The organism is Actinoplanes sp. NPDC051851, from assembly GCF_040681165.1.
GTDB lineage: Bacteria > Actinomycetota > Actinomycetes > Mycobacteriales > Micromonosporaceae > Actinoplanes.
Genome location: NZ_JBFAYF010000022.1, coordinates 27,777 through 42,661 on the forward strand (window position 1 = coordinate 27,777; position 14,885 = coordinate 42,661).

Below are 14,885 nucleotides of genomic sequence, written 5' to 3' on the forward strand. Positions count from 1 at the left end.
CTGCCCCCTGAGGAGGTCAGCGTTGCCCGCGCCGATGACCCTGACGCAGCAGTTCGCCGCCGAATACGCCAAGGACGCGGTGCCCGGCATGCTCAAGGCCATCCGTACGATCAAGCGGGCCAACAGCCTGATCCTGGTCGGCGCGCTCGCCGCCAGCTACCTGCACCAGGGCCACTACCTGGTCAGTCTCGGCGCCGGCTTCTTCGCGTGGATCGTCCCGGCCGTCTTCGACCTGGCCATGGTCTCCATGCTGACGATCAGCCAGACGGCCGGCATGGCCGCCGACGCCAAACGCGCCGCGCTGAAGATCCTGGCCGTGGTCGTCACGATCTCGGCCGCCGTCAACTTCGCCGCCCCCGGGCCACTGGGCCTGCGCATCATCTTCGCCCTGGTGGTCGGCCTGGTCGCCGGCGTCGAATGGGTGGCCGCCAAGATCCGCCCCGACTTCGCCGCCATCGAGGCCCGCGAGGCCGAGGTGACCTCCGACATCCGCCCGGCGCGCCGCCTGGCACCCGAGGTCGCCCGCGCCCGCGCGGAGAAGGCCGCCGTCACGCGCCGCGCCAACCAGGCCGCCAAACTCGCCGAGGAGACCACTCGCTCCCGCGCCTCCCGCACCTCTCAGGCCTCCCACGCCTCCCCGGCCTCCCGCGCCACTCGCCCCTCTCGCGCTTCCCACGTCGAGAAGGCGGCGGAGACGGTACGTGCCCGGGCGGCCGACGACGTGCTGGAACAGGCCGAGCTGGACCGCTTCCTCACCGAGGGCCGCACCGGCCTCGCCTACCAGTCCGCCCCACCCCGCTGATCCTCTCGCCGCGATGCGCTTCATCCGCGATGCGCTTTAGGTGCGAGCCGGACGTTCGGTCCGCCGCCGCCCTCGATGAGCAGGCCGATCATCGTCGTATGGCCAAGAGCCCGAAGCCGTCGAAGCCCGACGCCGTCACCACCCTGCGCAACGCCACCCGCTTCCGCGACGCCGCCACCGAAGCCGGCCGCCCCGACCTGGCCGCCAAGCTCGACATCACCATCCGGCGGCTCCGGGCAAGGGGCGTGATCCTGCCGCCCTCCGAGATCGAGGAGCCACCTGCCGAGTGACATCGCCGCCCTCGCGCGGGGTGTCCCCAGAGGGCGGCGGACGAGTCGGCCTGTACGCCGGACTATGTGCCCCCGACTGGCTGCGACCTGCGTACACGCTGGTTCCAGACCCTCCTAGGGCGTCTCCAGGGCGTCGGAGGCTTTCTCGGCTTGCCGAGCAGGGCATCGATCGCGGCGCGGGTGCGATCCTCGCTGGCCGGCATGAGGTGGGTGTAGGTCCGGAGGGTGAAGCCCGGATCGGCATGGCCGAGGTAGGCGGCGAGCGCCTTGACCGTCTCGCCCGCGTCCAACAGTGCCGAGGCGTAGAAGTGCCGCAGCGCGTGCATCCCGTTGTCCCGGCTACGTGGTAGCCCGGCTTTCTCGACGGCGGGATGCCAGAAGTCCGGGTTGAAGTCGCTCCGGTTGATCGCGTTTTTGCGTGTCGTGGTGAACAGCAGCACGGCCGTCGCCCGCTTTTCGCTGTCCGGGTCGATGCCGCGCAGCAACCAGGTCCGCGTCAGACTGTCCGCTCACCGGAGAGACCCCTTCGTGTATATGCACGATGTTACACCAGGGCGATTGCCGGGAAAATGGGTCGCCGGGGAAGCGTATTTTGCAAATTGTGGCGGTATGCGATCGGCGCGGTTGTCTAGTGCCGGTTGATGCTGAAGGATCCGTCTCAGGTGACCCTTGACTGGCGATCCGTGTCAAGCATGGCGCCCTCGCGCCGCGTGATCCCATGCATGCAGCCTTGGTTGCCCGCTCATTCCGAGAAGCGGTGTTGCGCTCGCCACCTCGCCGAGCGATGGCCGGATTGCATTGACGTAATTGTATACAATGTATGTATGCTAAAAAGGGGTCGCCTTCTTCTGGTATCCACAGCCGCGCTAGCCGCACTCGTTCTTCTGGTCGGATTACCCTTTATGTTCGGTCTTCTCGGCGGCACCCTCGACGACTGGAATCGACTCTCGGCAATAGGGCAAGCTTACGGTTCAGTGTCGGCAATCATCTCAGCCGTCGCGCTTGCAGGCGTAATTTTATCAATTGCTCTCCAGCAGCGGCAAACGAGTGTTATGGAGAGATACAGTTTGATCGAGCAGCATTTCACTATCATGAGGGCTGCCATGGATGACCCAGATCTCATGGAGTGCTGGGGGACCATCGAAGGCGTGGACCCTGTGCAGAAGAAAAGGCACGCCTACATCAACACCATATCGAACTACTGGTTCACTTTTTGGGATGTGCACAAAGGTACGTCATCTCAAATAAGGGCGAACTTTGCGCTAGAAATTTTTTCCACCGAGGCCGGCCTGGAGTGGTGGCGCATCGCGCGCGAGGTGCGCATCCACACGGATGGCTTCGGAAAGCAGGCCGAATTTGATGCCATCGTGGAGAGTGAGTATCAAAAAGCACTGAAGAGCCGAGAGCAAAACTAAAAGCTGGGCCTTGAGTGTCCAGGGTGTCTTTGGTGAGCAAGCCAATTCGGCGCAAAGCGTATTGGTCTGCCGCAATCAGCGTGCTCTATTAGCCGTCGGAGGTTAGGTCTCTGAGCGTTACCGCCGTGACAGGGCATCCGACCGGCTCGATCGGATCGATATCTTGTGAGAACTTTCTGTACGGGTTCAAGGCGGCCCGCTTCGCGGCCCGCACGCGCCGCCCAGTAGGGCCGGGCCGGAGGCCCGCCCCGGCGCCTAGCTTCGCCGGTCGGCGCCGGGGTTCCAGCCCGGCGGCAGGCGCGAGCGGATGAGCGCCCCCGGAACCTGCCGAATCGACAGGTTCCGGGGGCGCTTTCTGGATTACCTTATGAGGGAGGCCAAGTCGATACCGTGAGGCTTGGCGCTGTTATTAGCTCGCGGCTCAGCTCGAAGCTGGCGATGTGCTCCTCTTCCAAGGCGACGATGCTGCCTGGTAGCGAGTCGATTCGGATGGATCCACTCGCGGGCGCGAGTGTCGGCAGTGCTGATATTTTGCTCAGGATCGAATGGAAGGATTCTTTGAAGCTTTCTGTCCTTTCGTTCCTAAGGAGATAAACGACCAGCGGACGAAACTCAGCTTCAAATTTTCTTTGCGCGATGTACGGAGCGCTTTCGAGCCACTCCACGGTTCGGTAGACCTTGTCTCGGACGGATTTCTGGCTTCGATGGTCGAGAACAGTAAACTCGACGACCAGGTTTGGTAGACCATCGTTACGTGACATGATCACCATGTCGAGCCGCTGTCTGAATATCCGCACTTCTGGGGTAACATCCAACTGACCTGTGTACAGCTCCCGGATCGCCGCGAGGACCGCTTCTCTTGCGGCCAGATAGCGCAACATTCCCGCTGCCGGGCCGGTAGGTGCATCCGAGGCAAGTCTAATTAAAGTCTGTGCAGGGCTTGGATCTGTCGGCTGGGGTGTCTCGTTCCCGAGGGGGATTCTCTGTGAATCGACTGGTTTGCCCCTATATGGCATTGCAGAGCTCGGCTGTTCCCCCGAAGCTTCGGAGATTACCGTGTCGTAGTTCTCTTCCTCGTCGATTTTGTGCTGCTTAATGATTGCCAGCTTCTCGTGGTGCAGCTTATCGCTCTCCGCTTCCACCTTTTTTAGCTCCGCTGCTTCGCGGTCGTTGAGCGCTTTCTGTCTTTTCTTCCAGAGAGCTGCTCCCCAAAATGTGAGCACGAATCCGGTGATCGCTAAGCCGAGGCTGACCCACGGTGAAATAGCAAGGAGGAGTGCCGCCTGATGCTGCTGGGTACGCAAGGCCATCGTTGCGGTGGGAGTTAGGTTGTCGAGTTCATCCCTAGTTACGGTGAGGGCGCTGAGGGGCCGTAGCAGGAATACTTGGACTGTGACGGAGAGACCGACCAGCAGTCCACCGATGCTCACAAGGAACTTGTGGAAATCAGTGAACTGCAGGTTGGGAAGCACGTCCTGAACCTTACCTAAAAGTGGATGCTCCACCTGCGACCCTCGCCGGGTAGGCAGGCTCCCAGGATGAAAAGGAGCCTGCGACGTTAGAGGTGCTGGGTTGGGCTCGGAGTCATCCCAGTCGCCTGCCCGGAGGGATGCCAGGTCAGGGTCAGGGTGCCAAGGTCGTTCGTCCGGTAGGGCGCTCCACCTTGGCATCCTGACCCTGACCCAGCATGGCGTAGCCCAGGCGACCGGGATGACTCCTTGGGGGTGGGTTGCGGTCCGGGCCTGACGGCCCGGGTTCAGGGCGTCGTCAGGGCGTCAGGGCGTCTCCAGGGCGTCTGACGGTGGCCAAGATCCACCAACGTTGACCAATGATGACCTTGTATAAGGCCAGGTCAGAGCCGCCCTGGTGATCGTGACCTGGAGGGCGGCGGACGAGTCGGCCTGTACGCCGGATTCTGTGGCCGGGCCCTGGGGCGCCGGTGGCGGCCATCCATCTCGGCCTGCCGTCGCCGACAGGCTCATGCGGCCTACCCGCAGGCTCGGGCGAGCAGCCCTCGAACGCCTGCGCCGGTCGCGGCCTTGCGGTCGCGGCCTTGCTTGGCCTTGCTCCGGGTGGGGTTTACCTAGCCACCCCGGTCACCCGGGGTGCTGGTGAGCTCTTACCTCACCGTTTCACCCTTACCGGCTCCGTGCCGAGGCACGCGCCGGCGGTCTGTTCTCTGTGGCACTGTCCCGCGGGTCACCCCGGGTTGCCGTTAACAACCACCCTGCTCTGCGGAGTCCGGACGTTCCTCGGCGATGCCCGAAGGCACCGACGCGGCCGCCCAGCCGACTCGTCCGTCGCGCCGCAATAGTACGTCCCGCCCGCGTGCCCCTGGTCACGACCCGTCGGGTCCGTCACCCGGCACCCGCTGGGTCTCCCGCCTGCGCCGCGCGTTTCCCGCCTGCGCCGCGCGTTTCCCGCCTGCGCCGCGCGTTTCCCGCCTGCGCCGCGCGTTTCCCGCCTGCGCTCGGCGGGGAACCGTGGCGGCTGGAGTATGCGATCGCCGGTTCGGGGCGGTGGTGATGCACGGTCGCCGGATCAGGGCCGCGCTTGTACACGATCGCACTGTTTCCGGAGCGCTAACCGCATACGATCCGCGTTCGTGCTCGCCGGCCGCCCTCCCGCGGGCGGCAGCAGCCCTCAGTCCCGTTTCGTGCGCCGGGCCGCCATTCAAAAGCGGACGATCTCACGCTGCCGCCCGCCGTCCCCACCCCACTGCCCCGAGCAGCACCTCCAGTGCCTCCTCCTCGCCCAGCCCGCACAGGCTCGGACACCCCACCCCGCTCAGCCCTCCCGGCACCCCCGTCTCATCAAGTCTGAAAACGATCAGTTTCCCGGCGGCCGCGCGGATCCGTCTCCAGTCCGATGTCGACACCGCGAGCTCCGCCGAATGCAGAATGATCACCGGGTCTGGGCCGGAAAGCGCCGCCACTATCCGCGGAGCGAAGTCGTTACGTGTCGGCGCGAGATCGACTGCATGGCCCGCGACCTGCAGGGAATCGGCGATCCATTGTGCCCACGGGCGATCGGGCGGCGCGCAGGAGACGAGGAGGGACACGCTTCCAGCATGCTGGATGACGTTCCACAATGCTCGGCCCCGGTCGGGTGCTGTCACTCGCGCGGTGTGACATTGTCATCCGTTGACGTGCAACTTGCACAACTCATAGTGTCGAAGTCGTGACGGAGGGTCGGCCCCTGTGCAAAACGGGGGTGTCGGGGGAACACACGAATACAGCAATGGAGTCGAGGAGCGCTCGATGACTGTCGCGATCGGGATCAATGGACTCGGGCGGATCGGGCGCAGTGTGACCCGGATCGTGGCGTCGGCCCCGCACCTCGGTGTCGAGATCGCCGCGGTGAACGACATCGCGTCCACGGACAAACTGGCGTACGGGTTACGCCGGGACAGCATCCGTGGCTCGTTCCCGGGCACGGTGACCGCCAAGGGCGACTACCTGGTGGTGAACGACCACGCCATCCGGGCGTATCACCACGAGCGCCCGGAGCGGATCCCGTGGGCGGACCACGGGGTGGACGTGGTGATCGAGGCGACCGGGCGGTTCCGGGCCGGCACCACGGCGCGTACCCACATCACCCACGGCGGCGCCCGCAAGGTGGTGATCAGCGCCTCGGCCGACGACCCGGACGCCTTCCTCGTCTACGGCGCGAACCACCTGAGCTACAACCCGGCCGTGCACGACGTCGTCTCGCCCGCCTCCTGCGGCGTGAACGCGCTGACCGTGATGGCGAAGGTGCTGCTCGACCGCTTCGGGCTGCACGAGGTGTTCACCTCGGTGATGCTCGCCAGTCAGGGCTGGCAGCGGGTGCAGGACTCGCTGGTCGGCACCTCGCGGGAGGATCCGCGGCTGGGCAGGGCCGGCGCGGACAGCATCATCCCGCACAACCACGTGGTCGGTGACCTGGTCCGGGTGGCGCTGCCGGAGATCGGCGAGATGCGCTACAGCTACTACTGCGTACCCACCCCGGTCGGCTCGCTGGCCGAGCTCAGCGGGCAGACCGGCCGCCCGGTGACGGTCGAGGAGGTCAACCGGGCGATCGCCGAGGCGGCCGCCGGGCCGATGCGGGGGATCATCGCGTACGACCCGGACCCGACCGTGTCGATCGATGTGAAGAACAATCCGGCCTCCTGCCTCTTCGACCCGTCCGGCACGCAGACCACCGCGGACGGCGGGGTGACGGTGCGCGGCTGGTTCGACAACGAGTGGGGCTTCTCGAACCGATTACTCGACCTGGCCCGTCTGATCGGCGACCGCCTGCCCGTCCCGTCCAGCCGGGTGAGCTGGAGCGTTGCCTAGACTCACGGGTGATGATCGGGAGAACTGACGTAGAAGAGGCCGCCCGCCGGATCGAGGGCCGGATTCGGCGCACCCCGCTCGTCGAGGCGGCGCCGGGACTCTGGTTCAAGCTGGAGTACCTGCAGCACGCCGGCTCGTTCAAGACCCGGGGCATGATGAACCGGATCCTCGCCGCGCAGGAGCGGGGTGAGTTGCCGGCGGCCGGGATCGTGGTCGCCTCCGGTGGCAACGCCGGTCTGGCCGCCGCGTACGCGGCCCGTGAGCTGGGCATTCCGGTCGAGGTCTTCGTCCCGGTGACCGCCCCGCCGGTCAAGGTGGCGAAGCTCGGCAAGCTGGGCGCCCGCGTCGTGCAGGTGGGGAACGAGTATGCGGAAGCCTACGAAGCCGCGAGAAGCGTGGAGAATGCCCTCTTCTGTCACGCCTACGACGACCCGGACATGGTCGCGGGCAACGGCACGATCGGTCTGGAGATCTCCGGCGAGTCGGACAGGGTGCTCGTGGCCGTCGGTGGTGGTGGCCTCCTCGCCGGGGTGATCGCCGCGCTGAAGGGCCGGGCCGAGATCGTCGCCGTCGAGCCGGAGAACTCCCGCGCGTTCCACGAGGCGCTGAAGAACGAGGGCCCGACGGACGTCACGGTCGGCGGTGTCGCCGCCGACTCCCTCGGTGCCCGCCGGGCCGGTGACATCGCCTTCGAGCTGGCGACCGGTGCCGGGATCGCCACCACGCTGGTCACCGACGAGGAGATCGTCGAGGCCCGCCGCCGTCTCTGGGACGAATACCGCATCGTCGTCGAGCACGGTACCGCCGCCGCATACGCCGCATACCGGCCGGAGGGGAACCGGCAGACCGTCGTCCTGCTCTGCGGCGCCAACACGAACCCCGCCGATCTCGGCTAACCACTCAGTTTCCCTCGGTTGCGCCGAAGGTGTAGTTCGTGGGAATCGAGGGAGTGAACGCACGCATCGGCGAGATCCAGAGCCGGATCCTCGCGCTCCAGGCACAGCAGGCGGCCACCACGACCACCGCGAAGACGGCGCAGGGCTCGACGGACACCTCCGGCACGAGTTTCGCCAGCTACCTGCAGGGTGCCGTCAAGGCACAGGACCCCTCGCAGGCGGACAAGACCTACAAACTCAACAGCAAAGGCATTCCCGAAGAGCTTGCGGCGTACGGGAACGGAAAGATCCCCGCACAGGCTCTCGAACAGGTCGGGAGCACCCGCCACCGCCTCTGGGCACCGGCGGCCGAGTCGCTCACCAGGCTGATCGCCGACGCGCAGAGCGAGGGCGTCAAGATCGGTATCACCGACTCGTACCGCCCCTACGCCGAGCAGGTCGACCTGGCCAAACGCAAGGGCCTCTACTCGCAGGGCGGGCTCGCGGCCCGGCCCGGCACCAGCGAGCACGGCTGGGGCATGGCCACCGATCTGGACCTCAACGCCAAGGCGCTCAACTGGATGCGGAAGAACGGTGACAAGTACGGATTCGTGGAGAACGTCTCCCGGGAGTCCTGGCACTGGGCGTTCCACCCGAAGAGCATGTGAGCGACCCGAGGAGTACGTGATCCACCCGAAGAGCATGTGATCAGGGCCGGCCGCGGCGTCTCCGCCGCGGCCGTGCGCAAGACTTGCCGTACGGGAGCAACCGGCTGACCGGAATGCGCCGTCAGGCGCGGCAGACGATCTCGCCGTGCGGAATCGCGAACCACCCGTCGGGATCGTCGGCCCACCGGCGCCACCCGTCGGAGAGGCGCTGGAGATCCGACTGGCTCGCGGCGCCGGTGCTCAGCGCGGTGCTCGCCATCTCCGACTTCAGGATGCGGTCCGCCCACATGCCGCCCCACCACTGCCGGTCCTCATCGTCCGCGAATGACCACACGCTGCCGGTGGCGGTGACGTCGGTGAACCCGGCCGCACGCGCCCAGGAGAGCATCCGCCGACCCGCGTCCGGCTCGCCGCCGTTGCCGCGGGCGACGCGCTGGTAGAGCGCCATCCACTGATCGATCTCGGGCAGCAGCGGGTACCAGAAGAACCCGGAGTAGTCGCTGTCGCGGGCCGCGACCACGCCGCCCGGCCTGGTCACCCGGCGCATCTCGCGCAGCGCGGCGACCGGATCGGTGACGTGCTGCAGCACCTGATGCGCGTGCACCACGTCGAAGGTGCCGTCCGGGAAGTCGAGCGCGTGCACGTCGCCGACCGCGAAGTCGACGTTCGCCAGACCCTGTCGCCCGATCTCGGCGCGGGCCAGGTCGAGCGCCGACTCGGTGCGCTCCAGCGCGGTGACCCGGCCGGGTGTGAGACGCGTCGCCAGGTCGGCGGTGATGGTGCCCGGACCGCATCCGACGTCCAGGAGGGAGATTCCGGAGGAAAGATGCGGCAGCAGGTACGCCGCCGAATTCTCTGCGGTGCGCCAGCGGTGTGAGCGCAAGACCGACTCGTGGTGCCCGTGGGTATACGTCGCCATGCCCTCGAAGCTAGCCCCGCCGTCCTCAAATATGGGATAACTTTCCCACTATTTGAACAAGGTGATTTCTTTCGGCGCAGTTCAGCCCGTATTTTGGTCACCATGAGGATCGGTATCGTCGGCGCGACGGGGCAGGTCGGTGGCGTCATGCGCCGCATCCTGGCCGAGCGCGCCTTCCCTGTCAGCGAGCTTCGGCTCTTCGCCTCCGCGCGTTCCGCGGGTCGCACCCTCCCGTGGGGCACCGGCGAGGTGACCGTCGAGGACGCCGCGACCGCCGACTACAGCGGCCTGGACATCGTGCTCTTCTCCGCGGGCAAGGGCAGTTCGAAGGAGTACGGTCCCCGCGTCGCCGAGGCCGGTGCCGTGGTCGTCGACAACTCCTCCGCCTGGCGGATGGACCCGGACGTCCCGCTCGTCGTCGCCGAGGTGAACCCGGACGCGGCGAAGGTGCGCCCCAGGGGCATCATCGCCAACCCGAACTGCACCACGATGGCCGCGATGCCGGTGCTGCGCCCGCTGCACGACGAGGCCGGGCTGGTCTCGTTCATCGCGACGACGTACCAGGCGGTCGGTGGCGCCGGGCTGGCCGGCGTGGCCGAGCTCGACGAGCAGATCAAGAAGGTCGCCGACCGGGCCACCGAGCTGACCCAGGACGGGTCCGCCGTGGAGTTCCCCGAGTCCAAGGTCTTCCCGAAGCCGATCGCGTTCAACGTGATCCCGCAGGCCGGCTCGTTCGTGGACGACGGCAGCTTCGAGACCGACGAGGAGCAGAAGCTCCGCAACGAGAGCCGTAAGATCCTCGATCTGCCCGGGCTGCTCGTCTCCGGCACCTGCGTACGGGTCCCGGTCTTCACCGGCCACTCGATCCAGGTGAATGCCCGCTTCTCCCGTCCGATCACCCCGGAGCGGGCCCGTGAGCTGCTCGGATCTGCGCCCGGCGTGGAGCTCTCCGATGTGCCCACCCCGCTGCAGGCGGCCGGGCGCGACCCGTCGTACGTGGGCCGTTTCCGGGTGGACCCCACCGCCGAGAACGGCCTGTCGTTCTTCGTCTCGAACGACAACCTGCGCAAGGGTGCGGCCCTGAACGCCGTGCAGATCGCCGAGCTGGTCGCCGCCGAGCTCGCCTGATCCACTGTCTCCGCATCGCCCCGGCCGGATCCCGGCCGGGGCGATGTCGTTGTCACGGACGTGTGAATGCCGCACCGAAGTGAGAGCGAACCACTCAAGTGGCTCGTTCCCATCGAGTGTGACGGTCGATTCATCCTCATCCACATCGGAAGTTTGGTGCTTTTTACCCGAATCGGTAGCGCATGGTCGTTTTTAGCGGCACAGTGTTGGAATGAACGACAGTGGGCTCGGCGGGGCCGGGTACTTCTGGTGCCTCCGCGACCACCGAGTCGAGACCGGCGACGACGTGTGTCCCGCCCAATACCGGCTCGGTCCCTACGCCACGGCTGACGAAGCGACGCGGGCACTCGAGACGGTCGAGAAGCGCAATGCCGAGTGGGATGCCGATGACGCCCGCTGGACAGGGGAGGACAGCTAAACCGTCACCCGGCGCTCATTCACGCCGGCACATCCCGCTTCATCCCGTCCCAGGCATATCGCGTCCCCGGCATTTCTCGTTCCAGGCCTATCTCGTCTCCAGGCGCAGACCCTGCCCGCAGTCATTCGCAAGGAGGAACACCTCGATGCCCGCTGCCCCTTCTTCGTCACGCACCGCACGCACCACGTCACCCCGAAAGCCTGCGGCCGCCAAGCCCACCCCCCAGCGCGGCGCCAAGCCTGCGCCTCAGCCCGCTGCCAAGCCTGCCCCCCGGTCTGCTGCCGCCAAGCCTGCCCCCCAGCGCGTCGCCAAGCGTGCCGCCGCGCCCGCGCCCAGGGCGAGCCGTGCCGCGACGCCGAGGCCCGCTGCCGCCAAGCCGTCGAGCAGGCCCGCAACCGGCAAGCCGGTGGCCGTCAAGGCTTCGGCCGTCAAGGCTCCGGCCCCGAAGGTGACGGCCAAGGCTTCGGCCTCGAAGGCCGCGCCTGCCAAGCCTGCGGCGGGCAAAGCCTCTGCCGGTACGAGGACGGCTGTCACCGGAGTAGCCGGAAAAATCACGAAAAAGGCGGCTACGAGGGCGGTGCCGACGGCACGGACCGCGCCCGTGACGACGAAGACCGGCCCGAAGAGCGCGGCGACCACTTCGAAGAGTGCGGTGGCCGGAGCGAAGAGCACCGCCAAGGCCGTCGCGAAGGGCGCGGCTTCGGCGGCGCGGACTCCGGCGCCTCGGCGTAGCGCTGACGCCGCGGTCAAGACGAGCGAGGCGAGGCCCACGGCCAAGGCGACCGGGACGAAGTCCGCGGTGAAGCCCGCGGCCAAGACGACCGGGACCAAGCCCGCCACGAAGCCGACGGCGACGAAGCCGACGGCGACGAAGCCCGAGGTGAAGGCGACGACGAAGCCGGCGGTGCGGTCGGCGGTGAAGGCGACCGGTAAGCCCGCGCTGAAGTCCACGGCGAAGTCGGTCGCGGAGTCCGCGGCGGCTTCCGCGGCGACAAAGGGGACGAAGCGCGCGGCTCCGGCTCCTCGGTCGGGATCGGCTTCCCGCGCCACCGGCACGGCGAAGGCTTCCACGGCGAAGGCCGCAACGGCGAAGCTCTCCGCGGTGAAGGCCCCCGCGACCAAGGCGGCGGGGAAGGCCGTGGCCGCGGCCACGAGCAGGGCCAAGCCAGCCACCACGAGATCCGTTTCGGTCTCTGTCACGGCGGCGCCCGCCAAGAGCACGCGGGGCAAGACCGCATCGGCGAAGAGTGCCGCCAAGCCCGCGACGGTGAAGTCCACGTCCGCGAAGACGGCTGCCACGAGGACCGCGGCTACCAAGACTGCGGCTAAGACCCCGGCGGGCAAGAGTCCGGCCGCGAAGAGTCCGGCCGCGAAGAGTCCGGCCGCGAAGAGTGCGGCCGCCAAGAGTGCGGCGGGCGGAGCGCGTGGTGGCCGGGGGAGTGGCGCGGTCGTCGTGTCGCTTGCGGAGCGCGCCGGAAACGCGGCGAAGGGCGGGCGGCCTGCGAACCCCCGCGGTGCTGCGAAGAGCGTTGTTGCGAAGAGCGGCGTAGTGAAGAGCAGCGCTGCGAAGAGTGGCGCGCTGAAGAGTGGTGCGCTGAAGAGTGGCGCGGGGAAGAGCGCGGCGGGGAAGGGTGGGACGCGGCGGATCGCGGCGGCCACCAGTGGGAAGCACAAGGCGCAGGTGACGCTCTCGGCGGATCCGGGTGGGTCGGGACGGGACCCGGACTCTGATCTGTTCCGGGCACCGGTCTGGCCGCCGACCGGTGGCGGATACCGGGAGGAACAGCACGCCGAGGTGGAGATGGTGGACAAACCGTTCCTCGGGGGATGGTTCGCGCCGTCGCGGGAGAACGCGCATCCCGACCCGGGCTCGGACCAGTGGGGTGCGGACCGCCCGGACCTGGAGGCGCTCACGTCGGCGGTGGAGATGGAGTCTCCCGCCGCGCCGAGAGGCCCGGAGAAGCCGGCCGGGGCGGGGACGTCCGCGGGCATGGAGGCGTTCGTGAAGAGCGCGAAGGCCCGCGGCACCCTGCGCCTGAAGTCCGAGGACGAGGAGGCCGACACTCCCGACGAGACCAGCCCGCTGTCCCGCCGGGGTGCGAAGACGGCCGCTACTCGCGTACGGGTGGCCAAGGCCGATTCCGCCATCGAGGAGGAGCCCGCCGTACCGGCGCCGAGCCCCATCCCGGCCGCGATCAGCACCCCGATCCCACCGGCTCCGGCGGCCGACGACTGGGACGAGGACGAGCCGGTGGCGTTCGGCCGGGAGGAGAGCGTGGCCTGGACCCCGCGGGAATCCCCGCTCGTCCCGGCGGAGGAGAGCACCGACCTCGCCGTCGAGGAGGCCGACGAGCAGGTGGCGCCCGCCCGGGGCCGTCGCCGTCCGGCCCTGGTCAGGACGGCGAGCGCCCGCACCGGTACCGCCGATGGCCCGCACGGCACCGCCGGAGCCGGCCGGGGTGCCGCTCGTGGCGCCGTCGCCGGACGGACGGCCACGACCCGGACCGCCCGGACCGCGACGAAGCGGGCCGGTGCTACCGGGACGAAGCAGGCGGGTGCTACCGCGACGAAGCGGGCCGGTGCCACGGCGGTGAAGGCGAGTGCGGTCGGCGCTGCCACCGCGGCCCGGGCTGCTGCGAAGGCGGCCCGCGCAGCCGAAGCGGCGACCAAAGCGACCCAGGCGAAGAGCGCCGAGTACGAGGAGACGGAGACGACCCTGACCAGGCCCACTGCTACCAGGACTTCCGCCCGTTCGCGGTCCGCGAAGTCGACCCCGCCCACGGCCGCGAAGTCCACGCCCGGCGGCACCACACCGGCTCGCACCGCAAAGGCGACGGCCGCGAAGTCCACCACCACAAAAGCCACGGCTGCGAGGTCCACCACCACAAAAGCCACGGCTGTGAAATCCACGGCTGCGAAGGCAACCGCGACCAAGACCGCTCCGGCCAAGGCGACGCCTACGAGGGCGACCGCGAACAAGGCGACCGCGAACAAGGCGACCGCGGCGAAGACCACGACGGCTACGAAGCGGGCAGCCGCCAAGGCGACTCCGGCAAAGTCGGGAGCCGCGTCGAAGCCCACGCCGACGAAAACCACGGCGGCGAAGTCCGCAGCGGCAAAGTCCACTGCGGCAAAGTCCACGGCTGCGAAGGCGACGGCTGCTAAGAGCGCGACGGCGAAGGCGACCGCGAGCAAGGCGACCGCGAGCAAGGCGACCGCGGCTAAGTCTGCTGCGGCTAAGTCTGCGAAGGCCGCTGCCACGAAGGCTGCTCCGGTCAAGGCGACTGCGGCCAAGGCGACGACGGCGAAGTCTGCGGCCGTGAAGGCGACGGCTGCTAAGAGCACGGCCGCGAAGGCGACCGCCAAGTCGGCTGGGGTGAAGAGTACGCCTGCGAAGAAGACCGCCGTGGCGAAGAAGACCGCCGTGGCGAAGAAGACCGCCGTGGCGAAGAAAGCGGTCGCCACGAAGGCTGCACCGGCCAAGGCGGTGGGGAACAAGGCTGCGGCCACCAAGGCTGCCCCCGCCAAGAAGACGGCGACCAAGGCCACCGCCGCGAAGGCCACCGCGTCCAAGTCGACGGCGTCCAAGTCGACGGCGACGAAGGCGACGGCCGCGACCAAGGCGACCGCGACCAAGGCTGCCAAGGCTGTGGCGACCAAGGCGGCACCCGCGAAATCGACGGCGACGAAGGCCACACCTGCCAAGAAGGTTGCCGCGAAGGCGACGGCGGCCACCAAATCGGCGGCTGCCAAATCGGCGGCTACCAAGGCGGCGGCTACCAAGAAGGCGGCGCCTACCAAGGCGGCGGCCACCAAGGTAGCGGCGGCCAAGAAGGGGGCGGCGGTCACCAAGGTGGCGGCGGCTAAGAAGGCGGCCAACCGGTCGGCGGCGGCTGCGCCGGGGCGGGCCTCGGCGAACTCGGCCAAGGCGTCCAAGGTCACCCGGGTCTCCGGGACGAATGCCTCGTCGTCGGCGGAAGGGTCGAAGCGGGTCACCAAGAACACGTCGGCGTCGGCGGCCCCGGCGAAGAGCACCCGGGCACGGGCTACG

Annotated in this window: 13 protein-coding genes and 1 other RNA gene; 8 read left to right on the plus strand and 6 right to left on the minus strand. The window is 68.1% G+C overall.

The window, feature by feature from the left end; genetic code table 11:
* Window positions 1-34 precede the first annotated feature (34 nt).
* Both AB0M08_RS21595 and AB0M08_RS21600 read left to right on the plus strand, forming a co-directional pair.
* Window positions 35-802 (plus strand): DUF2637 domain-containing protein, encoded by a 768-nt coding sequence (locus tag AB0M08_RS21595; protein ID WP_364496153.1) that lies wholly within the window; start codon window positions 35-37, stop codon window positions 800-802.
* Window positions 803-900: 98 nt separating this feature from the next.
* Window positions 901-1,092 (plus strand): hypothetical protein, encoded by a 192-nt coding sequence (locus AB0M08_RS21600; RefSeq protein WP_364495895.1) that lies wholly within the window; start codon window positions 901-903, stop codon window positions 1,090-1,092.
* Between the two features lie 62 nt (window positions 1,093-1,154).
* Here the strand turns inward: AB0M08_RS21600 and AB0M08_RS21605 are convergent, their stop codons facing one another.
* The gene (locus AB0M08_RS21605) at window positions 1,155-1,577 is read right to left on the minus strand and encodes a tyrosine-type recombinase/integrase (RefSeq protein ID WP_364495898.1); all 423 of its coding nucleotides are present in this window, start codon (window positions 1,575-1,577) and stop codon (window positions 1,155-1,157) included.
* Between the two features lie 417 nt (window positions 1,578-1,994).
* On the opposite strand from AB0M08_RS21605, the gene AB0M08_RS21610 reads away from it, so the two are divergent.
* Window positions 1,995-2,507, plus strand: coding sequence for a DUF6082 family protein (locus AB0M08_RS21610; RefSeq protein WP_364495901.1), 513 nt, complete (start codon window positions 1,995-1,997; stop codon window positions 2,505-2,507).
* A 365-nt stretch (window positions 2,508-2,872) separates the two neighbouring features.
* On the opposite strand, the gene AB0M08_RS21615 is transcribed toward AB0M08_RS21610, so the two are convergent.
* The 3 genes from AB0M08_RS21615 to AB0M08_RS21625 all read right to left on the minus strand — a co-directional run bounded on the left by AB0M08_RS21615 (window position 2,873) and on the right by AB0M08_RS21625 (window position 5,568).
* Window positions 2,873-3,979, minus strand: a complete 1,107-nt coding sequence (locus AB0M08_RS21615) for a hypothetical protein (RefSeq protein WP_364495904.1) — start codon at window positions 3,977-3,979, stop codon at window positions 2,873-2,875.
* A gap of 416 nt (window positions 3,980-4,395) precedes the next feature.
* Window positions 4,396-4,803, minus strand: an RNA gene (gene rnpB, locus AB0M08_RS21620) — RNase P RNA component class A.
* A 393-nt stretch (window positions 4,804-5,196) separates the two neighbouring features.
* Window positions 5,197-5,568, minus strand: coding sequence for a toll/interleukin-1 receptor domain-containing protein (locus AB0M08_RS21625; RefSeq protein ID WP_364495907.1), 372 nt, complete (start codon window positions 5,566-5,568; stop codon window positions 5,197-5,199).
* A gap of 199 nt (window positions 5,569-5,767) precedes the next feature.
* Between AB0M08_RS21625 and AB0M08_RS21630 the strand changes: the two genes are divergently transcribed.
* The 3 genes from AB0M08_RS21630 to AB0M08_RS21640 are packed head-to-tail and all read left to right on the plus strand — an operon-like array spanning window position 5,768 to window position 8,369.
* A complete protein-coding gene (locus tag AB0M08_RS21630) occupies window positions 5,768-6,826 on the plus strand; it encodes a type I glyceraldehyde-3-phosphate dehydrogenase (RefSeq protein ID WP_364495910.1) in 1,059 nt (352 codons plus the stop codon).
* A gap of 11 nt (window positions 6,827-6,837) precedes the next feature.
* Window positions 6,838-7,722 carry a serine/threonine dehydratase gene (locus tag AB0M08_RS21635; protein ID WP_364495913.1) on the plus strand — a complete coding sequence of 295 codons (885 nt, stop codon included), beginning with the start codon at window positions 6,838-6,840 and terminating at the stop codon, window positions 7,720-7,722.
* 38 nt (window positions 7,723-7,760) lie between these two features.
* Complete coding sequence (locus AB0M08_RS21640; protein ID WP_364495916.1) at window positions 7,761-8,369, plus strand: M15 family metallopeptidase; 609 nt, start codon at window positions 7,761-7,763, stop codon at window positions 8,367-8,369.
* 121 nt (window positions 8,370-8,490) lie between these two features.
* Here the strand turns inward: AB0M08_RS21640 and AB0M08_RS21645 are convergent, their stop codons facing one another.
* Window positions 8,491-9,288, minus strand: a complete 798-nt coding sequence (locus tag AB0M08_RS21645) for a methyltransferase domain-containing protein (protein ID WP_364495919.1) — start codon at window positions 9,286-9,288, stop codon at window positions 8,491-8,493.
* A 102-nt stretch (window positions 9,289-9,390) separates the two neighbouring features.
* Here AB0M08_RS21645 and AB0M08_RS21650 point away from each other — a divergent pair, with 102 nt between their 5' ends.
* Together AB0M08_RS21650 and AB0M08_RS21655 are read left to right on the plus strand one after the other, a co-directional pair.
* Window positions 9,391-10,416 (plus strand): aspartate-semialdehyde dehydrogenase, encoded by a 1,026-nt coding sequence (locus AB0M08_RS21650; RefSeq protein WP_364495921.1) that lies wholly within the window; start codon window positions 9,391-9,393, stop codon window positions 10,414-10,416.
* Window positions 10,417-10,627: 211 nt separating this feature from the next.
* Window positions 10,628-10,834, plus strand: a complete 207-nt coding sequence (locus tag AB0M08_RS21655) for a hypothetical protein (protein ID WP_364495924.1) — start codon at window positions 10,628-10,630, stop codon at window positions 10,832-10,834.
* A gap of 246 nt (window positions 10,835-11,080) precedes the next feature.
* On the opposite strand, the gene AB0M08_RS21660 is transcribed toward AB0M08_RS21655, so the two are convergent.
* Window positions 11,081-14,869, minus strand: coding sequence for a hypothetical protein (locus AB0M08_RS21660; RefSeq protein ID WP_364495927.1), 3,789 nt, complete (start codon window positions 14,867-14,869; stop codon window positions 11,081-11,083).
* Window positions 14,870-14,885 lie beyond the last annotated feature (16 nt).